Source organism: Psychrobacter immobilis, from assembly GCF_904846235.1.
Classification (GTDB): domain Bacteria; phylum Pseudomonadota; class Gammaproteobacteria; order Pseudomonadales; family Moraxellaceae; genus Psychrobacter; species Psychrobacter immobilis_C.
Map to the genome: position 1 here is coordinate 154,403 of NZ_CAJGZN010000003.1, position 22,784 is coordinate 177,186.

General features: G+C 42.9%; 18 protein-coding genes and 1 riboswitch. Of the genes, 10 read left to right on the plus strand and 8 right to left on the minus strand.

Annotated elements, in window-relative coordinates; genetic code table 11:
• Positions 1-250 precede the first annotated feature (250 nt).
• Together rpsO and pnp are read left to right on the plus strand one after the other, a co-directional pair.
• Entirely contained in the window at positions 251-517 is a 267-nt protein-coding gene (gene rpsO / locus JMX07_RS03160) for a 30S ribosomal protein S15 (RefSeq protein WP_045443035.1), read from the plus strand.
• Between the two features lie 694 nt (positions 518-1,211).
• A complete protein-coding gene (gene pnp, locus JMX07_RS03165) occupies positions 1,212-3,314 on the plus strand; it encodes a polyribonucleotide nucleotidyltransferase (protein WP_101204658.1) in 2,103 nt (700 codons plus the stop codon).
• A gap of 119 nt (positions 3,315-3,433) precedes the next feature.
• Here pnp and JMX07_RS03170 read toward each other — a convergent pair whose 3' ends face one another.
• Both JMX07_RS03170 and JMX07_RS03175 read right to left on the minus strand, forming a co-directional pair.
• On the minus strand, positions 3,434-3,997 hold the full coding sequence (locus JMX07_RS03170) for a hypothetical protein (RefSeq protein WP_201606273.1): 564 nt from the start codon (positions 3,995-3,997) through the stop codon (positions 3,434-3,436).
• Positions 3,998-4,031: 34 nt separating this feature from the next.
• Positions 4,032-4,580 carry a hypothetical protein gene (locus JMX07_RS03175; protein ID WP_201606274.1) on the minus strand — a complete coding sequence of 183 codons (549 nt, stop codon included), beginning with the start codon at positions 4,578-4,580 and terminating at the stop codon, positions 4,032-4,034.
• 216 nt (positions 4,581-4,796) lie between these two features.
• On the opposite strand from JMX07_RS03175, the gene JMX07_RS03180 reads away from it, so the two are divergent.
• A protein-coding gene (locus tag JMX07_RS03180) for an IS5 family transposase (RefSeq protein WP_413786652.1) occupies positions 4,797-5,548 on the plus strand; the annotation gives its coding sequence in 2 pieces (ribosomal slippage) (positions 4,797-5,037 and positions 5,037-5,548; 753 coding nt in all).
• Between the two features lie 17 nt (positions 5,549-5,565).
• Here the strand turns inward: JMX07_RS03180 and JMX07_RS03185 are convergent.
• Together JMX07_RS03185 and JMX07_RS03190 are read right to left on the minus strand one after the other, a co-directional pair.
• A complete protein-coding gene (locus JMX07_RS03185; RefSeq protein WP_057757773.1) occupies positions 5,566-5,823 on the minus strand; it encodes a YheV family putative metal-binding protein in 258 nt (85 codons plus the stop codon).
• Positions 5,824-8,019 (minus strand): M3 family metallopeptidase, encoded by a 2,196-nt coding sequence (locus tag JMX07_RS03190; RefSeq protein ID WP_201606275.1) that lies wholly within the window; start codon positions 8,017-8,019, stop codon positions 5,824-5,826.
• Between the two features lie 496 nt (positions 8,020-8,515).
• Between JMX07_RS03190 and JMX07_RS03195 the strand changes: the two genes are divergently transcribed.
• The 4 genes from JMX07_RS03195 (at position 8,516) to JMX07_RS03210 (ending at position 12,848) form a co-directional block, all read left to right on the plus strand.
• Positions 8,516-9,628: a hypothetical protein gene (locus tag JMX07_RS03195; protein WP_102091366.1), complete on the plus strand. Its 1,113-nt coding sequence runs from the start codon at positions 8,516-8,518 to the stop codon at positions 9,626-9,628.
• A 208-nt stretch (positions 9,629-9,836) separates the two neighbouring features.
• On the plus strand, positions 9,837-10,592 hold the full coding sequence (locus JMX07_RS03200; RefSeq protein WP_102091367.1) for an endonuclease/exonuclease/phosphatase family protein: 756 nt from the start codon (positions 9,837-9,839) through the stop codon (positions 10,590-10,592).
• Between the two features lie 186 nt (positions 10,593-10,778).
• Positions 10,779-11,810, plus strand: a complete 1,032-nt coding sequence (locus tag JMX07_RS03205) for an NADP-dependent oxidoreductase (protein WP_201606276.1) — start codon at positions 10,779-10,781, stop codon at positions 11,808-11,810.
• Between the two features lie 195 nt (positions 11,811-12,005).
• Complete coding sequence (locus JMX07_RS03210) at positions 12,006-12,848, plus strand: EcsC family protein (RefSeq protein WP_201606277.1); 843 nt, start codon at positions 12,006-12,008, stop codon at positions 12,846-12,848.
• A 32-nt stretch (positions 12,849-12,880) separates the two neighbouring features.
• Here the strand turns inward: JMX07_RS03210 and JMX07_RS03215 are convergent, their stop codons facing one another.
• The 3 genes from JMX07_RS03215 to JMX07_RS03225 all read right to left on the minus strand — a co-directional run bounded on the left by JMX07_RS03215 (position 12,881) and on the right by JMX07_RS03225 (position 16,406).
• A complete protein-coding gene (locus tag JMX07_RS03215) occupies positions 12,881-13,498 on the minus strand; it encodes an alpha-ketoglutarate-dependent dioxygenase AlkB family protein (RefSeq protein ID WP_201606278.1) in 618 nt (205 codons plus the stop codon).
• A gap of 20 nt (positions 13,499-13,518) precedes the next feature.
• Positions 13,519-14,409, minus strand: a complete 891-nt coding sequence (locus JMX07_RS03220) for an alpha/beta fold hydrolase (protein ID WP_201606279.1) — start codon at positions 14,407-14,409, stop codon at positions 13,519-13,521.
• Positions 14,410-14,489: 80 nt separating this feature from the next.
• Positions 14,490-16,406, minus strand: a complete 1,917-nt coding sequence (locus tag JMX07_RS03225) for an ABC transporter ATP-binding protein (protein WP_201606280.1) — start codon at positions 16,404-16,406, stop codon at positions 14,490-14,492.
• Between the two features lie 369 nt (positions 16,407-16,775).
• On the opposite strand from JMX07_RS03225, the gene JMX07_RS03230 reads away from it, so the two are divergent.
• The gene (locus JMX07_RS03230; protein WP_201606281.1) at positions 16,776-17,624 is read left to right on the plus strand and encodes an EamA/RhaT family transporter; all 849 of its coding nucleotides are present in this window, start codon (positions 16,776-16,778) and stop codon (positions 17,622-17,624) included.
• Positions 17,625-17,800: 176 nt separating this feature from the next.
• A complete protein-coding gene (locus JMX07_RS03235) occupies positions 17,801-18,691 on the plus strand; it encodes a fructose bisphosphate aldolase (protein ID WP_201606282.1) in 891 nt (296 codons plus the stop codon).
• A 123-nt stretch (positions 18,692-18,814) separates the two neighbouring features.
• Here the strand turns inward: JMX07_RS03235 and thiC are convergent, their stop codons facing one another.
• Positions 18,815-20,929, minus strand: coding sequence for a phosphomethylpyrimidine synthase ThiC (gene thiC / locus JMX07_RS03240; protein WP_227684597.1), 2,115 nt, complete (start codon positions 20,927-20,929; stop codon positions 18,815-18,817).
• 248 nt (positions 20,930-21,177) lie between these two features.
• A riboswitch (TPP riboswitch) is annotated at positions 21,178-21,322 on the minus strand.
• Between the two features lie 292 nt (positions 21,323-21,614).
• Here thiC and pstS point away from each other — a divergent pair.
• Positions 21,615-22,781, plus strand: coding sequence for a phosphate ABC transporter substrate-binding protein PstS (pstS, locus tag JMX07_RS03245; RefSeq protein ID WP_057757805.1), 1,167 nt, complete (start codon positions 21,615-21,617; stop codon positions 22,779-22,781).
• Positions 22,782-22,784 lie beyond the last annotated feature (3 nt).

Sequence of the window (22,784 nt, forward strand, 5' to 3'; positions counted from 1 at the left end):
AAATTAGGTTTTGAATGATGTACTGTAGTTAGTCCATTACTTTGATTAAGTAGTGCTATAGCTAAATGCAATGTACGATTCAAAACATATTAAATGGTTGTTAACTGAGCTTGTCGTACACTAGGTCAACTCTAGTAATGCAGGGTTGTCCTGAATGGCGTACAGGTTATTTTATTTATTATTCTATTGCTTTAATACTGACTCAAATTGCAGCCTGTATTTAAAGTTTTTAGCATTGCCGGAGATATTTATGCTAACTAATACCGATCGTGAACAAATCATCGCTCAATACCAACGTGGCGAAAATGACACTGGTTCTCCAGAAGTTCAAGTAGCTTTGTTGAGTGCTCGTATCAATGATTTGCAGAACCATTTTAAAGCACACAAAGCTGACCATCATAGCCGTCGCGGTCTTATCCGTATGGTTAACACGCGTCGTAAACTGCTTGATTACTTAAAAGGTAAAGACCTTGGTCGTTACACTACTCTAATCAGCCAGTTAGGTCTACGTCGTTAATCTAACGACAATAGTACGAGTGGATGCTGAATTTTTTGCTAAATCGCTTGGAAATTGTTTGTTATTATCGATAAAATAGATTTCTCTAAAAACGGTGTGGAATAGTTTCACGCCGTTTTTTTATGCTTATTCGTTTTAGATACCGTGCTCAAATAGTAAGAGCTATAGCTCCTTCTATAGAATCGTTAAGAGGGATATTGGTATAAACTGTACTAACTAACCAAGTCTCAAATACGGTATTTTCTGACGATAATTGCGCTACTGTGCAATTAATTGGTCAATGGCTATAAATCACTGTAAAATAATGCCTTGTGAGTTTGATAGCGCATCTGCTACAGATATGGCGATTATTGATAAGATATTTATTATTTGGCTTGGTAATCAGCGCAGATAGCTGATATTTGAAAGTTCAGAAAATAGCCTGTAGGGTTTTTAGCATCGAAGTCTTTTGACTTAATGTCTTTTTGATAGTATTTATAGTAAAGCCAAAATTGCACGACCGAATATACATAATAGTACGATGTCTAACTCAGACAAATATATGAGATAACCAAGTAACGTTATTGGCATTGGTTGAGATGCTTTCTGATAGAAAGCATGTCAACTGATAGCTACATACACAGAATTTTAATGACAGATATCAGCTTTTTTTAACGCTGATATCAGTTTTGTCAGTCAACATTAGGAAGATTATATGACAATGTTCAACACCATTAAGCGTGAATTTCAATATGGCAACCAGCAGGTTGTTATCGAGACAGGCCGTATTGCCCGTCAAGCAAACTCTATTTTAGTACACATGGGCGGCGTAACAGTATTAGTTGCAGCAGTCGTAAAATCAGAAGCTAAAGAAGGTCAAAACTTCTTTCCGCTAACGGTCAATTATCAAGAAAAAATGTATGCAGCGGGTAAAATCCCAGGTGCTTACGGCAAACGTGAAGGTCGTGCGAGCGAATTTGAAACCTTAACTTCACGCTTGATTGACCGTCCGATTCGTCCACTATTCCCAGAAGGCTACGTAAACGAAATCCAAATCACCGCTACAGTTGTATCATCAGATAAAACTCAGTCTGCAGATATCGCTGCACTAATCGGTGCTTCAGCAGCATTGGCTATTTCTGATGCACCATTTAATGGTCCTGTTGCTGCCGCTCGTGTTGGTTTCATTAACGGCGAATACGTTCTAAACCCAACGTCTGAGCAGCTTGAAACCAGTGATCTAGATTTGGTTGTAGCTGGTACTAAGTCTGCGGTATTGATGGTTGAATCTGAAGCGGCAGAGCTGTCAGAAGACCAAATGCTAGGTGCAGTATTGTACGGCCATCAGCAACAACAAATCGTTATTGATAATATCGCGTCAATGGCTGAAGAAATTGGTACTGCTAAGCAGCAATATTCTGCTCCTGAGCGTGACCAAGCACTTACCAGCAGCATGAAAGAGCAGTTCGGCGAGCAAGTTGCTGACGCTTATACCATTACTGATAAGCAAGCACGTTACACGAAGCTTGATGAAATTAAGCAGTCAATTATTGATGCACTTGCTGGTGATGCTGAGTCAGAAACTTATGCTGATACCGTATCTGAGCTTAAAGAAATCTATAACGACCTTAAATATCGTACTGTTCGTGACAACATCTTGTCAGGTAAGCCGCGTATCGATGGTCGTGACCCTGAGACAGTTCGTGCGCTTGACGTACAAGTTGGTGTATTGCCATATACGCATGGTTCAGCATTGTTCACACGTGGCGAGACGCAGGCATTGGTTACTACCACACTTGGTAACAGCCGTGACGTCAACATGATTGACTCACTAGGTGGCACGATTCGTGACCATTTCATGCTGCATTATAACTTCCCGCATTTCTCAGTTGGTGAAACGGGCCGTGAAGGTATTCCAAAACGTCGTGAAATCGGTCATGGTCGTCTAGCACGCCGCGGTGTACAAGCAATGTTGCCAGATAGTGAGCGTTTCCCATATGTGATTCGTGTGGTATCAGAAATCACTGAATCTAACGGTTCATCTTCTATGGCTTCTGTTTGTGGCGCAAGCTTGGCATTGATGGACGCAGGCGTACCATTAAAAGCACCAGTTGCTGGTATCGCGATGGGTCTGGTTAAAGAAGGCGATCGTTTTGCTGTATTGTCAGACATCTTGGGTGATGAAGATCATCTAGGTGATATGGACTTTAAAGTGGCTGGTTCTAAAAATGGTATCACTGCACTTCAGATGGATATCAAAATCGAAGGTATTACACCTGACATCATGGAGCAAGCGCTTAAACAAGCTCATGCAGGTCGTATCCATATCCTAGAAGCAATGAACCAAGTATTGCCTGAGAGCCGTACTGAAATCAATGCTCATGCACCAAACTATGCGGTTATCGAAATCAACCCAGACAAGATTCGTGACGTTATCGGTAAAGGCGGCGCAACTATCCGTCAGCTAACGGAAGAAACTGGCGCGGTTATCGATATCGATGATGCTGGTACTATCCGTATCTTTGGTGAAAACAAAGCAGCGACCAAGGCAGCTATCGGTAAAATCGAAGCACTAACTGCTGAAGTTGAAGTTGGTAAAACTTATGAAGGTACCGTTGCGCGTATCGTCGACTTCGGTGCATTTGTAAATGTCTTGCCAAACACGGATGGCCTAGTACATATTTCACAAATCGCAGAAGAGCGCGTAGAGAATGTATCAGACTACCTAAAAGAAGGTCAGGTCGTTAAAGTACTCGTACAAGACGTTGACAACCGTGGTCGTATCAAACTAACTATGAAAGGTGTTGAGCAGAACTAATACTCAATATCTGATGTGGTTTAAGTAATAAAAAACCGCTTTGAAATGCTCGTTATGAGTATTCAAGGCGGTTTTTTTATGTGTCCAAAAAGATGATGACTGGCTAGCTAAAAGGCCATTTATAACTCAATGCTTTTAGGCAGGTGTATATCGATACGAAGTTTTGGTAGGTCTTGTAAGTACTCAGTTAGTAATGGCAAAGTATCAGCATGCCAGTCTAAAGGCAGGGTATCTACTGTAGTGCTTTCATTGGATACGATATCACGTGGTCTGCCTGAGATAAGTGGCCGCGCAAGCAATGCAACTCTGCGTATGCCTTGGTAACGTATAAGCGGCATTATTTGCTGTTGTAAATCAGTCAAGGCAGCAGTCAGCCAACGTGTGCGCGCTGGATGATAAGGATGGTTTGATATCACAAGGTTGGCAATATAGTTTGGCTGGTTACCGTTACTACTGATACCAAGGCCGACCTGCTCACGTGTACGCTTATTAATTAAGCAGCTACCAACATTCAGACTACCATCGCGGCACGCACGATGATAGCGACTATAATTATCAGGAAATAGAGTTTTTGCTCGTGTGAGTACAGGATCTAAAACGACACCAGCATTGTTGACAGGTAAAACAAGCAACTGTGCATTGCTATTTAAAATAGAGGCATGTGTGAATTGCAAAATCGCCATCGTAAGCCTCTTTATAACCAAATCAAGTATACGGTTATTGAACCGTCGCTTTATTAGAGTCGTTTGCTTCTAACTGAGCAATTTGTTGTTCAAGTAGTGCAATTTGTTCGGCCTTCATATCAGTCAATTGCTTATTCATAGCCACTTGTTCAGCGGCTAACTTTTCTTGTTCGGCCAGTCGCTGACGCTCATCTTCTAAACGATCAATCTCTTCTTTCGCCAAGCTATCATTTTCTGGTAGAGGCGCATCTAATATAGCAGTAGGATTTGGTATCGCGTTATTGTCATTATTGGCTGCTTCAGAGTTTTCATCCATGAGTACACCATCGTTAATGACAGAGTTATCTGCTACTTCCGAAGTGCTGTCTGTGACTAATTCTGTCTGCGTTTGCTCAGTTGCTAGTGCTGAAGTAGCGTTATCTATAGGGAGTGTGGACTGAGTGCCAGACCTTTCTACGATAAGGTAGACAATGACGATAAGTAGCAATACTGAGATAAGTATTGCAAAAATTTTCTGACGTGATGTAGTCTGTTTTTTCTTAGAAGTGTGGGTTGATGAAGGCCGGATGTTGTCTGGTTTCATATTGTGATCGATTCAAGTCAAGAATATAAGTAGCCATACTATAGCAAACTCAAAATAAAAAGCCTATCTATTGATAGATAGGCTTAATAGTCCATTAAATAATAAAGTATTTAATCTGTTTTTAGTTGTGAAAACTAGGGCGTGTCTTCAATTGGATAAGCCCTAAATAATAGTTACAATACCGCATCTATTGAGTCGATGCGAGAAATACAAGTTATGGCAAGAAAAGCATTAACAGATACGCTTTGGGATCAATTGCAATCGACGATGATAAAGTACGGCTGCTATCAAACTCAAAACAGCCGAGAGATCATGGAAGCCATACTGTGGAAACTACGCACAGGGGCGCCTTGGCGTGACATACCTGAAGAATTATGTTCGTGGAAAACAGCCTATAGTCGTTTCAACCGCTGGTCGAAAACTGGCTTATGGGCGGATTTTTTTTTGGCTTTTGAGCAGAAGTTGATACGGAATGGGTATTCACAGACGGAAGCTATGTTCGCTGTCATCAGCATGCAAGTGGAGCTCGGCGTGGTGAAGATCGAGCAATTGGACAAAGCCGTGGCGGAGCAACTACAAAGATACACCTATCCTGTGATGCCGATGGATATCCGCTCCATTTTAAAATCACTGGGGGTGACGTCCACGACAGTCAAATTGCAGGTGAATTGATTGAGATGATTGGACAGGCAGATTACTTTATCGCTGATAAAGGCTATGACTCAGAGTGTATCAGAGACAAAGCTCGCAGCCATAATATGATACCTGTCGTTCCTAAAAGGAAGAATGCCAAACAGCCTAATCCAGAGTTTGATAGCTATTTGTACAAGCTGCGTCATCTTGTTGAAAATATGTTTGCAAGGCTTAAACATTTTCGTAGTATCGCCACTCGCTATGAGAAGTTAGCGCGTAATTTTAAGTCAATGCTTTATCTGGCGTGTACTATCGTTCATTGTAAGATGAATTGAAGACACGCCCTAAATAACTAAGGCTTAAATTTTACCGTGCCGCTAGTGCCAGTTGCCATCGCATCACGTGCCATCTGATCTTCTAAATGGTTCTTTGCGCTAATGGCATCAGGATCGGGGCGGTGCTCTGTGTGTCCGCACTGAGTACATTCAATATACTCATCTGGGGCAGGAATCACGATATTGACTTGCACCACAGCGTCCATCTCCTGACATTTCGGACAACGTACCCCTGCTAAAAATCGGCGCTTAGGGCTAGATGATTGATAACGCATTTAAATGACCTCACGAGTCGTTTGAGTATTTGCGGCATCGATACTTTTAACATCAGTGAAACCATTATGGCGTAACAAGGCGTCGATACTGGCGCTACGACCGCGGAAGTTTTCAAAATTGATTTTCGCTGGGAAACTGCCGCCAACAGATAAGATAGATTCACGGAACGCTTTGCCTGTCGCTGGGTTGAAAATACCGTCTTCTTCAAACTTACTAAACGCATCCGCTGATAGCAGTTCCGCCCATTTGTATGAGTAATAACCTGCAGCATAACCACCCGCGAAGATATGACTGAAACCATTAGCAAAGCGGTTATAGTCAGGTGTTTGCATAACGGAAATATCATTACGGACAGTATTGAGCGTCTCTAAAATACCATCGTAATTAAGTGCTGGCGTATGAGCATGAATGAGTAAATCAAATAGAGCAAACTCAATCTGACGCAGCGTTTGCATGCCGCTTTGGAAATTTTTGACTGCTAGTAGTGCATCGAGCTTGTCTTTAGGTAATGGCTCACCAGTCTCAACGTGGCTGCTGATAAGGGCGATACCTTCAGCGTCCCAAGCCCAGTTTTCCATAAACTGACTAGGAAGCTCGACCGCATCCCATTCAACGCCATTGACACCAGCGACATCACCGACCGTCACTTGAGTCAGTAAATGATGCAAGCCATGACCAAACTCGTGGAATAAGGTTAATACTTCATCATGGGTCAATAAACTAGGTTTGCTATCAAGTGCTGGCGTGAAATTTCCAACCATAAAGCAAACGGGCAGCTGCTGATGGTTCAGTTCTTCGTAACTATAGCGAGATTGGAAACCACTCATCCATGCACCGCCACGCTTACCGCTACGTGCAAATAAGTCAAAGTAGAAGCCACCGAGCAAGCGATCATCAGCATCGAATAATTGATAAAAACTCACATCGTCATGCCAGCGAGAGACTGAATCACTTTCTGCATTTTTATGGCTTTGCTCTTGTACTTTAATACCGTATAGACGCTCAACGATAGTGAACAAGCCATTAATCACTTTGGGTAATGGGAAATATGGGCGAATCTCCTCTTGCGATAAGCTGAACTCACTTTGTTTTACCTTTTCAGCGATATAGGCGCTATCCCACGGTTGCAACTCGTCAATGCCATAATCGCTAGCATATTTTTGTAGCTGTGCCAAATCTGCTTTGGCAGCAGGGGTTGCTTGCGTTGCTAAGTCACGTAAGAATGTTTCAACTTCTAAGACGCTATCTGCCATCTTGGTCGATAGCGATACTTCAGCATAATTTGCAAAACCAAGTAGCTTGGCTTTTTGCTCACGTAATGAGAGTATTTGACTCATATTGTCAGCATTATTTAATGAATTACCTTTTGCATTGGTATGCGTATCAAATTCAGAGGCGCGCGTAACGTAAGCACGATAAAGCGTCTCACGTAGACTACGATCGTCCGCATGAGTCATGATCGCTAGATATACAGGGATATTTAAACTGGCCACATAGTAAGGAGTAGGAAGTGCATCTACATCAGCTTGGCTAAGTGCACCGCTAGCAAGCTCACGTGCTTTGTATTGCTCGCCTGCATCTGCCAATAGTGCCAAACCACTCTCTGTTAACCCCTTTAACTGAGAGTCTTCTAAAGGCAGGGCAAATGCTTGCGTCGCATCCAAGATATTGTCCGAAAAGGTTGCAGACAGGGTAGATAACTCGCTTTGGATAGCAGCAAATTTTTCTTGCTCAGCTTGAGGTAATGCAACGCCTGATAACTCAAAACTACGTAATGCCAGTTCGATTGCACGTGCACGAGCAGGCTCTAACGTAGCAAAGAAATCTGTGTCATTGACGATAGTTTGATAGCGATTAAACAAAGGCTGATGTTGTCCAACTCGTGTACCGTAGGCAGACAGCTTTGGTAGCAGTTCATGGTGAACATGTCGAATCTCATCGTTGCTCATCACACTATTGAGATGCGACAAAATACCCCAGCTACGATCTAATGCCAAATTTATATGATCAAAGCTCATCACATCTGCCAAAGCTTGTTCAGCGCTTATTTTTTCAGCACTGTCGCTTTCTATCACAGTTAAGGTATCTAAAAAAGCATTGGCAGCATCAATAGCGTCAATCACTTGGTTCTGTAACGTATGTGGCGCAGTGTCGGTAAAATCGACAAGGCGTAAATCTAAAGGAGAAGGTGTCATATAGTTATCCGGTATCAATGAATTATTATTAATAAAAATGAGAATGAGATAAGTCTGGCTACTATCGAAATATACAGTGTGTTCTTATTTTATATATAGATTATATAAAAGATGGGTTCGTTTGGTAAAAATACAACCTAAGCACTTTTATACGATTCAACTAATTAGGACAGTGCTAGCAATCTGAAAGTAAATGTCGAGATTCTGATATTTAGATTCAACTTCTCAAGATAATTATCTGAATATGTAGCTATGCTCGTTAAATCAATTCTTTAACAATATAGAGTGCTCTACTTACAAAGCGCTATCATTTGCTTGCAAATTAACCCTACAGGGAGTGGGGTATAGCTGTTAGCATCAAGATAATGGAATTTAAATATTATGCATCGACAGGATGCAAGAAAAACACGGATAGAAATTTCTACACTTATAAAAGTACATGAGTGAAGAAATACATAAAGTTAAAAATGAACGATAATAAAACAAGGAGCAATATATGAAAGCGACTCTTAAAAGTTTACGTGAAACTAAAGCTAACCCTGCAGTAAGTATCTTTGTTAAAACGCATCGTGAACATCCAGCTAATGAGCAAGATCCTATCGCTCTAAAAAACCAATTAAAGGTTGCCGAAGATCGTCTGACAAAAGAGTACGATAAACGAACAGCGACTACCATTCTAGATAATATTCAAAATAAAATCAGTGAGCTCAATCACAATTATAACCTTGATACTTTAGCTATATTTGCTAGTACAGATGATGTGCAAGTCATTCGTATGCCAATTGATACAACAGAACGCGTTGTGATCTCAGATAGATTTGCTACGCGTGACTTGGTTCGTGATATGGCAAGTGCGGTTCATTATTATACGGTGGTCTTAACTCGTGATAATGCGCGTTTGATTGAAGCGTCTAACGACCGCGTTGTAAGAGAGTTCGATAAAGATGATGATGCACAAAACAATATGGAGAACATTCAGTTCCCTGTTGAAAACAACGGACTATACACAACAGGCGACGGTGGCTCAGATCGCTCATCAAACAATGAAAGCAGTCACTTAAAAGAATTCTTTAACCAAGTTGATAAAAGTGTCCAAGAATTGTGGGGCGAGCATAAAATGCCTCTTGTTATAGTTGGTGATGCAAAAAATATTGGCTACTATAAAGAAATCTGTGATCGTCCAGACAATATCATCGCTACAGTATCGAATGCGACCAATCTAGAAGACGGTAGTGCTCAGCATATCGTAGATAGCGTGCAAGAAGCCGTAGAAGAGTATCGCACCTCATTACATAAAGCTGCATTGGGCGAAATCGACAAAGCTCGCGGTGCGAATATGTTGCAGACTGACTTGCAGGAAGTATATCGAAGTGCTTTCCAAGGAGCTGGCGAGACACTTTATGTACGACGTGGCTATATACAATCTGCTAAGATTGATGAAAAGGCACAAACGTTAAGCCCTGCCAATGATGCTACTACGGAAGGCATCACAGATGATGCAATCGGTGAAATCATCGAGCACGTCATTCACAATGGCGGCGAAGCTGTATTTATGCCACAAGACATCATGGGTGAAGATCAACCAATAGCGTTAGTAACTCGATACTAATCTGACGATGACACCTATACGCGATGTTCATTTATGAATCAGCCATTTATGAATTAGCCATTGATAATACATAGGTGTAATATGAGAGCATTGGTTCAATACGAGCCAGTGCTCTTTTTATGTCTGTCATTACCATCACTATGGGTGCTGTCGTAGCTGAGCTATTGATCTTTACTCCATAAATAATGAGCGTACAACTAACCAAACTATGACTACCACCTCTTTTGTTTTAACCAGCTACAATATCCATAAAGGCATGTCACCGCTGAATCGCCAAGTGAAGATGCAAGGTATTGCTCAGGCGCTAGAGTCTGTGGGTTCAGACGTCTTGTGTTTACAAGAAGTGCAAGGCCAAAACCTCAAACGCAATATGCAATATAACGAGTACCCAGATCAATCACAGCATGAATGGTTCGGCGAATTTTTAGATTTGCAAAACAGTTACGGTAAAAACTCCGAATACGAAAACGGCCACCACGGCAATGCAGTATTGAGCCGCTTTCCGCTAGACCCCAAACACAATGTAAATATTACGGTTAATAAGCTTGAGCAGCGCGGTGTCTTGCACTGTGAGGTACAGCCTATCGGTTGGGAGATGCCAGTTGTCGTATTGTGTGCACATTTAAATTTATTTGAGCGCGATCGTATCAAGCAGTATCAAGCGATTAGTGATTATGTGCGAAATGAGATTGCGCCGAATCAACCGCTCATCTTGGCAGGCGATTTTAATGATTGGAAAAAGATGTCTTGTGACAAACTGGCATCAGATCTCGGTATGATAGAAGCGTTCAAACATTGTCATGGTAAGCTGTTGCCAACCTTTCCCGCAAAACTGCCAGTACTCAGCTTAGATCGTATCTACGTGCGCAATTTGCTTGTGAAGGATGCTTGGGTACATACTGGAAAGCCTTGGTCATCGCTATCAGATCACCTGCCTATCAGTGCAGAGCTGATGCTACCCTAATACCTAACTATAATAATTCGTCTAAATGTATTATATTGGCAATCTATCGATATATGAACAATTGTCTTTATTGATCATATTATCGATTAATTATGTTCTCGATTGAAAGTGCTATTAACAGCATAACGTTTCAATAAAATGAAGACCAAGTACAGCCTAATAAACAAAATATAAGGATATTCTACGATGGCAACAGCGTCTACTACTGATAATAATCAACAAGCTAACCACAACATACCTAAGACTCAGCACGCCGTACTCATACGCGAGTTCGGTGAGCCTGAAGTAATGAAATACCAAGATGGTGTTGATGTCCCTGAGCTACAGGACGACCAAGTACTGGTAAAAATTGCCTATGCTGGAATTAACCCTGTCGATTATAAAACTCGCCAAGGTAAAGGCTGGGGTGCGGAAAACATTCGCAAAGACAAGTTTGAGAATGATCAGCCAGCTATTTTAGGGTTCGATGTATCAGGCGAAGTAGTCAGTAGTAATAGCGATGAGTTTGCTATCGGCGATAGAGTAGCGGCCTTGACTTTTACCGGTGGCGGCTATGCGCAATATGTGGCAGTAGATGCCAAGTTGCTTGCAAAAGTACCAGACAATGTCAGCTTAGAGCAGGCAGGTGCTTTGCCTTGTATCGGACAAACGGCACTACAATTTGTGGATTTTGCTGATATAAAAACAGGCGAGCATGTGGTGATTAATGCACCAGCAGGCGGTGTCGGTCATTTACTAATCCAATTGCTCATGAATAAAGTGGCGCAAGATAACATCAAGGTAACGGTAATTTGCTCACCAGAAAAGTACGCCAAGCTTGATGAGTTGATAGACGTGTCTAAGCTAGCGGGTTGGGTAGATTATACAAAAGATGAAGCGTTTCCTGACCTACAAGCCGATATGCTACTTGATTTAGTCGGTAATGATGCAGGTGTCCGCGCGCTTAGCGTTCTCAAGACAGGTGCTCGAGTAAATGTGTTGCCAACTATCTGGGTTGATAAGCTCAAAGAAGCCGGTCAGCAAAAAGACTTAGCAGTAGCAGGCTACAAAGCGCAGCGTAGTGGTCAAGATATGGCGCGTGTTTTACAGGAAGTGGCCGATGGCAAGCTGACTTTAAAAATTCAAAAAACCTACCCACTCTCAGAAGTTGTTGCAGCGCACCATGAGCTACAAAAAGGCAATGCTTTTGGCAAGATTGTCTTAGCAGCGGCTGAATGAATGTCAAGATTGCCCAAGTATTAGGTAGTGTTTGGTAGGATTTATTAGTAAGGGGATGTCTGTTGAAAACCAGTAAACTTAACTGATGACCTAACAAATCATACAAAAGTTTTATGTTGGACAACAGAACGTCCCTGTAGTCTTTGCTTATTTATCATAGGATAGAAAGCGAACGATACTAATAAAGGGAATAATATGACTATCAATGAAAAAACAGATGACCACATTGCTTATGAATCCAAAGTCCGTGCAGAAATAGAAGCATGGAAGAACCCTGATAAAGGGATTTTGGATAAGACGCTCGCAGTGCTTAATACCCCTGTGGTAGCAGCCGGTGATGCGTTAATGGAGGCTCCACAATTTGGCGATTCTCTAAAAAAAGCAACTGAAGAAACGATTATTGCTTTGAGTGATGCAGCCAACTGGACATTGGACACTCAAGACGTTATCGATAGCTATCAAGAGATAGCGGATGTTGATAGCTCCTCTATTAAAACGCTAGCTGATATTAAAAGTCTACCCATTGCTGTTGTAGATAAACAAGTTAAGCTTTTCAAAAGCAAATATGTAGCGCTAACCAGTGCGCAAGGGGTGACCACAGGGGTCGTAGGCTGGGCAGGTATCCCTGCTGATGTCGTTGGGCTTATTACGGCCAATCTACGTGCGATTGGAGAATATGCAACGTACTATGGCTTTGATATCAATGATGAAGGCGAACAGTTATTTGCTATGTCTTTATTGGCTGTAGCAACTTCTGCCTCTGTTGAGGAGCGTAAAGCGGCGTTAGATGATACTCAGGCGATGATTAAAGATCCAGAAACTCAAGCATTTAATCAGATTAATGAAGAGGTTATGTCTCGTGTACTGCGTCAAACAGCGACTAAAGTAGCCACTAACATCGTTAAGACAAAAGCGGCGCAAATCATTCCAGCGGTGGGTGCAGTAGTCGCAGGTGGTGTTAATGCTAGCTATACTGCCAATGTTTGTGAAGCTGCTTATCAGTGTTACCGTGAGCGTTTTTTGGACCGTCTCGCATAAACACTTGATGGCTCGTTAAGTCAGCGATAGTATCAAGATGTAAGCATATGCCGAAACGTTAGACTGATTCGCCCAGTATCGACCGTCTTTGTCTTAGTGATCGTATGTTTCCAAAAGGTTTGTGTTTCACCGTGCATCACAACGAGCTGACCAGACTCAAGATAAAGTTCAACTTTGTCTTGAGTTTTTTTATGCTTAAAAACAAATTTGCGTGTGGCACCAAGTGATAAGGAGGCGATGACTGGTTGATGACCGAGCTCCTTTTCGTCATCAGCATGGTAGCCCATACCATCAGCGCCAGAAGGATAGTAATTAAGCAGGCAGGTGTTGAAATTAGTGGTGACGCCAATCTCTGCTAAACCTTGCTCAATTTTCTGTTTCACGTGAAACACTACATCTAACCATGGAACGGTTTGCCGCACGTGTCCTGAATATTGATAGTCTGCACCTGTATCTCCCATCCAGACAATTTTCCGAGTGGTTATATGGGTCTTACCAAATAATGTCACGATGTCTGATTGCCACGGTAGCTCATTTAGTAGAGTGTGATAAAGGGCAGTGGTATCGTCGATAATCACGCCTAAATCATTCACCTTACCATCATAGGGTAGTAAATTATCCGTGGGTGCAGGGGCAAAGAGGTCAGTCATAATTCAGTCGTTATCAATCCTTATTTGCTGCTTTTGTAGTGCTCGTTAATAATTTGAGCGCATAGTTCAGGCGCTTCCATTGGCAATAGATGGCCATAATCTGTCAGCGAAATAAGACTGCTATCTGGAACAAATTTTTTCCATTGCTTGCGTACTTTGTCATTGATGAACAGGGTAGGCTTGCCTGTAATCAACGTGTAGGGACAGCGTAGTTTTTTAAGGGCAGCATCGATATGAGGTGCGCCAAAATAATTGGCCAGCTCTTGTTCTGGTGCAAACATAAGCGTATAGCTACCATCTGCATTCTTGCTCAAGCTTTGCTCAGCAAACACTTGCAAATGCTCATCGCTGATACGCTTATAAGCACGCTGCGCACGTAGGCTCTCGTAATAACTATGGGTACTTGGCCAAGTAGATTGCTTGGTTAACGTGCTTTTGAAAGGCTCGCGGCTTAGTAGGACAGAGCGTGGCAAAAGGTTATATAAGGTAGTTTGGTTTTTGGTAAATGTGACAGGCTCGATCAAGTATAACTGTGAAAATAGCTCTGGACGTTTGGCAGCTGCCATTGCTGTGGCTGTTGCGCCTTGCGAATGACCAATACCGACGACAGGCTTGTCTTGGGTCTTTTCTAAAAACTCAATCAGCATATCAGCATCTTGCTCTCGCGTCAGACGACGACTTTGCGGCTTATCATACCAGTAGCCACGCAGAGCAAGTGAGCTAATATCAAACTCAGTGGCTAGCTTACTTAACAGCGGTGTATAGGTACCGACGGTAAAACTATTGCCACTATAAAAATGTGCTGGGGCGCGGGGAGTAGAGCTTGAATCTAGTGGCTGATTAAACTGGCTAAGGTCATAGTAGCGTGCTTGTTTTCCGCCAAGATTAATACGGTTTGTGAATGCTTCCATAAAATAAACACTTCCTTGTGACTTATTTTGAGTGATTTTTTGTAGATTATCTTCTTATGATTGAGCTGACTTAATGAATCTTAGTTGTCTTCACCTAAGAAGCCACCACTTTGACGCTGCCACAGTCGAGCGTAGACACCGTTTAATGCTAATAGTTCATCATGACTACCTTGCTCAATGATGCTACCTTGATGCATAACGACCAGTCTATCCAGTGCAGCAATAGTAGACAGTCGATGGGCGATAGCAATAACGGTCTTGCCGGTCATGATGTCATTTAAGCTTTCGGTAATGGCATATTCAATCTCAGAATCTAGCGCACTGGTCGCTTCATCTAAAAGTAAAATCGGCGCATTTTTTAGCATAACACGTGAGATAGCAATACGCTGACGTTGACCGCCAGATAGTTTGACTCCGCGTTCACCCACTTGGGTATCAAGTCCTGTATTGCCTTTATCATCGTACAAATCTTTGATGAAATCCCATGCCTGAGCTTGTTTGGCAGCGATCATAATTTCTTCGTCGGTAGCATCAGGACGACCATAGGCGATGTTTTCACGCACGGTACGATGTAGCAATGAGGTATCTTGAGTCACCATACCAATCTGTTGACGCAACGACTCCTGCGTAACCGCATCAATAGCCTGACCATCAATCAGAATCTTACCGCTATCGACATCAAAAAAGCGCAATAGCAAATTAACCAAGGTCGATTTACCAGCACCTGAACGCCCAACCAAACCAATCTTTTCACCCGGTTTAATATCTAAGTGGAAGTTGTCCAACAGTTTGATATATGAGTTAGGAGCGCGTTTATCAATGTTGGTACTATCAACAGTCTCGCCAGTTTGGCCATTGTCTTCTTCGTCATTCTCATAACTGAAGTCAACATGGTCGAACACAATGCGCCCGTCCGTGACGGCCAGCGCTGGCGCGTCAGGTTTATCAATGATCGTCTGCGGTGCTGACAACGTACGCATACCGTCTTGAACTGTACCGATACTCTCAAACAAACTGGCTGTCTGCCACATAATCCAACGCGTCAAACCATTTAGACGTAACGCCATAGCAGTCGCAGCAGCAATGGCACCAACACCAACTGCGCCTTGTTGCCACAAGTACAATCCAATACCTGCCGTACTACTGACCAAGATCACGCTGATAAGATGGGTCGATACTTCTAAATAGCTGACCCAGCGCATCTGCGCATGTACCGTACCTAAAAATTGTCCCATGGCATTTTTAGCATAGCCAAGCTCACGACGAGAGTGGCTAAATAGCTTTACGGTCATGATATTGGCATAAGCATCAGTGATTCGCCCTGTCATCAAGGCACGAGCATCCGCTTGCACAATCGCTGTCTCCTTGAGCTTAGGGATAAAGTACCAAATGGTAATGGCAACCAAGACCAGCCAAATGACAAAAGGAATAAGTAGTAAGCTGTCTAAATTAAACAAAATCACCCCTGAGGTGATAAAGTAGACAGAGACATACATAAACATATCGGTGACAGTCATCACGGTATCGCGTACTGCTAGGGCTGTCTGCATTACCTTAGCTGAGACGCGACCCGAAAACTCATCCTGATAGAACTGCATGGATTGCCCAAGCATTCGCTGATGAAAACGCCAGCGCATCTGCATAGGAAACACGCCTTGCAAGGTCTGAAAGTGGATAAACGATGACAAGGCAATCCACAATGGACTTACTATCATGACAGCGAGCATGATGAGCAACATGTCGCCTTTTTCTACCCATAAGTTTTGCGGCGTATAAACGCCCAACCAATCGACGATATTACCTATCCAAGCAAACAGCATGGCCTCGTAGATACCGATACCAGCGGACAAAATCATAAAGATTAGTAGCCAGCCGCGTAGGCCATTGGTACATGCCCACAAAAACTTCAGCATGCCATCGCGAGGTGATGGCAATGGCATAGGTGTGTCTGGAAAGGCGGGTAGGCGGTTTTCGAAAAAGCGAAATAAAGCATTCATAGGCAGTAATAAAACATCAATAGCAGTACGTCAAGATGAACGAGAGGACTCGTTATCTAGAATCTTTACTTTTGTGATTGGGATTAGGTGCTATTTTAGCAAAATTACTAATCATAGCTGCATGCTAATTGTAATTTGCTTAAGAATAGCTGTGTTTTTATAACCTTGGTCACAACAATAATAAATAGATTGCTGTGGAAAACATATTTTGTTACATTCTACATCCAAACTTATTCATGGTTTAAATATTGCTTTTATAACTATGATTTTATTGCAAATATCAACTGATTAGCAGGCATTTTATTTAATGGTCTTTATAAATAGATGAACAATAATAACTCAACATTGAAGTTCAAAAGGTAGCAGTGAATGATGTATTTAATAATAGCGGTGCTATGTAGTGTCGCCGTCTCCGTACTTTTGAAAATATTGCGCCAGAAAAATATAGATATTCGTCAGACCATCGTGGCAGGCTATCCTGTGGCTTTTTTACTGACTTGGGTATTACTAAAACCTGATGTAGGTGCCATTCATGCGCTTGATAGCGCTTGGGCAATCATCATCGCACTTGGAGTACTATTACCTGCTGTATTTATCATTCTCGGACGAGCCATTGAAGCGGTGGGAATGGTAGCAACCGACGCCTCTCAGCGCTTATCACTTATCATTCCCATCGTAGCGGCTTTTTTGCTATTCGGTGAGGTGCTGACTGGTACACGTATACTTGGACTGGCGTTGGGCTTTTTGGCATTAGGTGCGCTTGTCTATCGGCCACAGCATAACGATATTGCTCGGCAAGCAAAGCATACGCCGCTGTGGTTATTCGGGGTATGGGCAGGCTACGGCATTATTGATATTTTGTTCAAACAAGTTGCCAAACAAGGGGCAGCTTTTCCATTGACTCTACTGGTTAGCTTCGGGGTAGCAGGTGTATTACTTCTAATCTATTTACTTATCACACGGGTACGTTGGCAAAAACAAGCCCTTATGACAGGCTTGCTGCTCGGTACATTAAACATGGGCAATATTTATGCTTATGTGCGGGCACACCAAGTGCTGCATGATTCTCCTAGCATCGTCTTTACTGGTATGAATGTCGGTGTTATTGCCGTAGCGACATTGATTGGCGTAGGAGTGTTTAAAGAGCAGCTAAACCGTATCAACATAATAGGATTAGTATTGGCAGTCTGCTGTGTAGGGGTGCTATTTTGGGCGTAAAGCGCACTGTCCAAAAGTATTGGTTTCATAATTTTTTAGCTATATTGTCACGTATCCTATATAGGCATATAAATCATCCTATGATAAGGTTATCTACAAATAACACGGCTTGTATGGAATAAAAAAGCTTAATTTATGATAGTTAACTTAACCAATAAAAATAGGATGCAGGCTCAATGGAATACGATAAGCAATTACAGCGTATAAAAAATAGTTCGGGTTTTATTGCTGCGCTTGATCAAAGTGGTGGCAGCACACCAAAAGCGTTAGAGACTTATGGTGTCAGCAGCGACGACTATGATAACGATGAAGCCATGTTTGATTTGGTTCATGAAATGCGTGCTCGTATCATGACGTGCGACTGTTTTGATAGCGAGCGTGTACTTGGTGCAATCTTGTTTGAAGATACCATGGAGCGCGAAGTTAATGGTAAGTCGACAGCTAATTACCTATGGGAAGATAAAAATATCGTACCATTCTTGAAGGTAGATAAAGGTTTGGCTGAGCAAATGAGCGGCGTACAAGTTATGAAGCCAATCCCGAATCTAGATCTATTATTGGATAAAGCAAAAAACTATCCCGTATTCGGTACTAAAATGCGCTCAGTCATCTATGAGCCAAATGTCGATGGTATCGAGCTTGTGGTACAGCAGCAGTTTGATGTGGCTAAGCAAATTATTTCAAAAGGCCTGATGCCTATCGTCGAGCCAGAGGTCAATATTGATAGCGCTCAAAAGCATGAATGCGAGTTACTGTTGAAGACAGATATACTGCGCAATCTGGAACGCTTGAATGACGAACATCAAGTGATGCTCAAGCTGACTTTACCTGAAGAGGCTGGGTTTTATCAGGAGCTGATTGACCATCCTAAAGTGCTCAAAGTAGTGGCGCTGTCTGGTGGCTATAGTCGTAGCGATGCTTGTGCCAAGCTCAAACAAAACCCAGGTATGATTGCGAGCTTCTCGCGTGCCTTTACTGAAGGCTTGAGTAAGCAACAAAGCGATAGCGATTTTGCTGAAACCATCAATGCCTCAATTGAAGAGATTTATGAAGCGTCAAAAGTGTAAACGTAGTAAATAAAAATTTGTAATTAGATCATTAGTAAATAAGCGAAAAAGCCCTACTAGATAAGTGTGCAAATACTTAAATAGTAGGGCTTTTCTTATTTCAAAAGTATAGGATTATTAATCCTACACCTCTTTATATAACTGGCGTCCTTCGTTGTTATATTTTTTAGTCATCTCGGCCATGCCTTGGCGAATTTCCTCAGCAGTGGCTTCACCAACTTGTCCGACGAGCTCTGTATCTACCTCTTTGATTAGGTGACCAGCATCGGTTAGGTCACCCGTTTGCGGCGTTACTTTTTGGTTAGCAGCATTTTTATCCAGTCCCGCTGCATATTCACGCACGTTTTGAGTGATTTTCATTGAACAAAACTTAGGGCCACACATGGAGCAAAAGTGTGCCGATTTGTGTGCGTCTTTTGGCAACGTCTCGTCATGATATTCACGTGCAGTATCAGGATCGAGTGCTAGATTGAACTGATCATCCCAGCGGAATTCAAAACGTGCTTTAGACAGCGCGTTATCACGTGCCTGTGCTCCTGGATGACCCTTAGCAAGGTCAGCAGCGTGTGCAGCGATTTTATAAGTAATAATGCCGTCTTTAACATCTTTTTTGTTTGGTAGGCCTAAGTGTTCTTTTGGCGTGACATAGCACAGCATCGCTGTACCAAACCATCCAATCATGGCAGCTCCGATGGCGCTAGTGATGTGGTCATAACCTGGGGCGATATCTGTCGTTAATGGCCCTAAAGTATAGAAAGGCGCGTCAGCACATAGCTCAAGCTGCAAGTCCATGTTTTCTTTGATGCGGTTCATCGCGACATGTCCAGGGCCTTCGATCATCACCTGTACATCATGCTCCCATGCGACTTTGGTCAATTCACCAAGCGTACGTAGCTCGCCAAACTGCGCTTCATCATTGGCATCTTGCAAGCAACCAGGACGTAGGCCATCACCTAGACTAAATGCCACATCGTACTGTTTCATAATCTCGCAGATATCTTCGAAATGCGTATATAAAAAGCTTTCTTTGTGATGGGCTAGACACCACTGCGCCATGATAGAGCCGCCGCGTGAGACGATACCTGTCAAACGTTTTGCGGTAAGCGGTACATAGCGTAATAGCACGCCAGCGTGGATAGTAAAGTAATCTACGCCTTGCTCTGCTTGCTCGATTAACGTATCACGGAATATCTCCCATGTTAGGTCTTCAGCGACGCCATCGACTTTTTCTAATGCTTGATAAATCGGTACCGTACCAATCGGCACAGGAGAGTTACGGATTAGCCATTCACGGGTTTCATGAATATGATTACCCGTTGACAAGTCCATAATGGTATCCGCACCCCAACGCGTGGCCCATGTCATTTTGGATACTTCTTCATCTATAGATGAACCTAACGCTGAGTTACCGATATTGGCATTGATTTTCACCAAGAAATTGCGCCCGATGATCATCGGCTCAGACTCAGGGTGGTTGATGTTGTTTGGGATAATAGCGCGTCCAGCCGCCACTTCATCACGAACAAATTCAGGGGTGATGATTTGAGGCGTATTGGCACCGAAGCTCTCGCCATCATGTTGACGCATATCGGTCAGTTCATGCTGCTTTTGCGTTTCGCGTATGGCGATATATTCCATCTCAGGAGTGATGATGCCACGGCGTGCATAGTACATTTGCGTGACGTTCTGTCCTGCTTTGGCGCGACGCGGTTTATCGATATGAGCAAATCTAAGGTTAGCAGTGCTGATGTCGCGAGCACGCGCTTGTCCGTATGAGCTAGATAGGCCACTTAGTTGCTCTGTATCATTGCGTTCTGCGATCCAGTTCTCACGCAATTTTGGCAATCCACGTGTGAGGTCGATATCGACATTAGGGTCGGTATATACACCTGAGGTGTCATACACATAAAACGGTGGATTATGCTCACCGTCTTTATCTCCAGTGCCACCTACAGGCGTATCAGCCAAGCTGATTTCACGCATCGGTACTTGGATGTCAGGTCTTGAGCCTTCGATATAGACTTTTCTTGAGGCAGGTAAAATACGGTGTAGATCGCGCGCATCTTCTTCGAAACGGGCATCGCTTGCGGCACGGTGAGCAGGGGTTTTTAGCGCATCTGCTTTTTTATCTGCTTTGACGTTGGTCGTGTCAGCAGCATTTGAGGCAAGCGTTGAGTTGTCGGCTGGGTTATGCGTTTGGGCTTTCGGTGCAATTGAGGTGGTGTCTGCAGTAGTCATATGCTGTCCTAGCGTGTTGGTTTTTGAATAAAATCAACACCGCCAGTATCTGCGGGGGTAGGCATCCATCATTTATACAAATTTATATCATGAACCCACAACTTCGACCAAAAAATATCGTCGCGCATGGTGCTCATCAAATATTGGACGCAGCTTGATATCCTCTCTTCTTATCTGGCCATGCATCACGCATATCAAGACAGTAGTGACGATAAAAATGTATTTCTACGCGCCCTTCGTCATAAATAACAAAGTGCTTAAGACTTCCCTGCGTCGGTACTAACCGCATCAGGTTCGGCGGGTGATCTCTCAGCGAATGTATCAAGGCGACTACTTTAATAAAGCAAGTTTAATAAAGTGAGCCAAAAATACACCGCACCCCGAGTCTGTCAGTGTTGTAAATCAGCCTTCATACTAACAAAATTCTGTACCAACGGCTAATAGTATTTGGATACAAATATTCTGTGTCACACATACAGTTCCATATTTTCGTGAATATTTTTTTGAGTGTTGATAGATGAGGGTGCTTAGTATTACTAGGCTGTAGACAAATTGTTCAAATATTATGTAAAGCGAATGAAGGATTCTAGAAGTTGTCATTAAACTGTCATAAAGATTTGGCAAGATAACACGCATATCACAAGCAATGCTTTTTTATACCGTTGTTAAACTTCAGGAGTCCTACATGCGTTATTCGTTATTAGCAGTGGCCGTCAGTTGTACATTAATGCTTACGGCGTGTAATAAGTCAACAGATACAGCGGAGCCAACTGCTGATACTAGCAGTAGCGCTGTGACAACAGCTGAAACAACCTCTCAGACAGCATCTTCTGCTACGTCAGATTTTAAATCTGCTGAAAATATCGCTATGAATATTACAGGTGCAGGTGCGTCGTTCCCGCAGCCTATCTATGCGAAATGGTCATATGATTACAATGCTGCGACTGGTGGCCAAGTCAACTATCAGTCGATTGGCTCATCTGGTGGTATCAAACAAATTCAGTCAAAAACAGTAGACTTTGGTGCTTCTGATGCCCCAATGACGCCTGAAGAGTTAGACGAAGCAGGTCTGATTCAGTTCCCAACAGTCATCGGTGGTGTTGTACCAATCGTCAACATTGATGGCGTTGAGCCTGGTGCACTGAAGCTAGACGGTACGACTTTAGCTGATATCTATTTGGGTAAGATTAGCAACTGGAATGACCCTGCGATTAAGGCGATGAACCCAGATTTGACCTTGCCAGATGCCCCAATCACAACAGTATTCCGCTCAGATGGTTCAGGTACGACCTTCAACTTCACTGACTATCTTGCCAAGGTTTCACCAGACTGGAAAGACACTGTTGGCGTTGATAAAACCGTCAAATGGCCGACCTCTGCTACTGGTGCAGGCGGTAAAGGTAACGAAGGCGTTTCAAGCTACGTAAACCGCATGAAAAACTCTATCGGTTATGTTGAGTATGCTTACGCTAAGCAAAATAAAATGTCACATACTGCGCTGAAAAACGCAGCTGGTAACATCGTACAGCCATCTGCTGAGACGTTTGCTGCAGCAGGTGATATCGACTGGTCACAACAAGAAGGCTTTTATAAAGTCATCACCAACTCTGAAACTGACCAAGCATGGCCTATCGCTGCTGCGACCTTTATCTTGGTACATAAGCAACCAGAAAATCCTCAGCAAGTCGCTGGCGTATTGAACTTCTTTGACTGGGCTTATACTCAAGGTGATGACAGCGCCATGGAACTAGACTACGTACCATTCTCTGACACGGCAGTAGCCTTGTTCAAAGAGAAGTGGAACGAAGTGAAAGGTAGTGATGGACAGCCTGTCTACAAGCCAGCTCAGTAATTT

Coding starts and splice junctions, on each gene's coding strand:
- rpsO (WP_045443035.1), top strand. CDS start 251: ATGCTAACTAATACCGATCGTGAACAAATCATCGCTCAATACCAACGT.
- pnp (WP_101204658.1), top strand. CDS start 1,212: ATGACAATGTTCAACACCATTAAGCGTGAATTTCAATATGGCAACCAG.
- JMX07_RS03170 (WP_201606273.1), bottom strand. CDS start 3,997: ATGGCGATTTTGCAATTCACACATGCCTCTATTTTAAATAGCAATGCA.
- JMX07_RS03175 (WP_201606274.1), bottom strand. CDS start 4,580: ATGAAACCAGACAACATCCGGCCTTCATCAACCCACACTTCTAAGAAA.
- JMX07_RS03185 (WP_057757773.1), bottom strand. CDS start 5,823: ATGCGTTATCAATCATCTAGCCCTAAGCGCCGATTTTTAGCAGGGGTA.
- JMX07_RS03190 (WP_201606275.1), bottom strand. CDS start 8,019: ATGACACCTTCTCCTTTAGATTTACGCCTTGTCGATTTTACCGACACT.
- JMX07_RS03195 (WP_102091366.1), top strand. CDS start 8,516: ATGAAAGCGACTCTTAAAAGTTTACGTGAAACTAAAGCTAACCCTGCA.
- JMX07_RS03200 (WP_102091367.1), top strand. CDS start 9,837: ATGACTACCACCTCTTTTGTTTTAACCAGCTACAATATCCATAAAGGC.
- JMX07_RS03205 (WP_201606276.1), top strand. CDS start 10,779: ATGGCAACAGCGTCTACTACTGATAATAATCAACAAGCTAACCACAAC.
- JMX07_RS03210 (WP_201606277.1), top strand. CDS start 12,006: ATGACTATCAATGAAAAAACAGATGACCACATTGCTTATGAATCCAAA.
- JMX07_RS03215 (WP_201606278.1), bottom strand. CDS start 13,498: ATGACTGACCTCTTTGCCCCTGCACCCACGGATAATTTACTACCCTAT.
- JMX07_RS03220 (WP_201606279.1), bottom strand. CDS start 14,409: ATGGAAGCATTCACAAACCGTATTAATCTTGGCGGAAAACAAGCACGC.
- JMX07_RS03225 (WP_201606280.1), bottom strand. CDS start 16,406: ATGAATGCTTTATTTCGCTTTTTCGAAAACCGCCTACCCGCCTTTCCA.
- JMX07_RS03230 (WP_201606281.1), top strand. CDS start 16,776: ATGATGTATTTAATAATAGCGGTGCTATGTAGTGTCGCCGTCTCCGTA.
- JMX07_RS03235 (WP_201606282.1), top strand. CDS start 17,801: ATGGAATACGATAAGCAATTACAGCGTATAAAAAATAGTTCGGGTTTT.
- thiC (WP_227684597.1), bottom strand. CDS start 20,929: ATGACTACTGCAGACACCACCTCAATTGCACCGAAAGCCCAAACGCAT.
- pstS (WP_057757805.1), top strand. CDS start 21,615: ATGCGTTATTCGTTATTAGCAGTGGCCGTCAGTTGTACATTAATGCTT.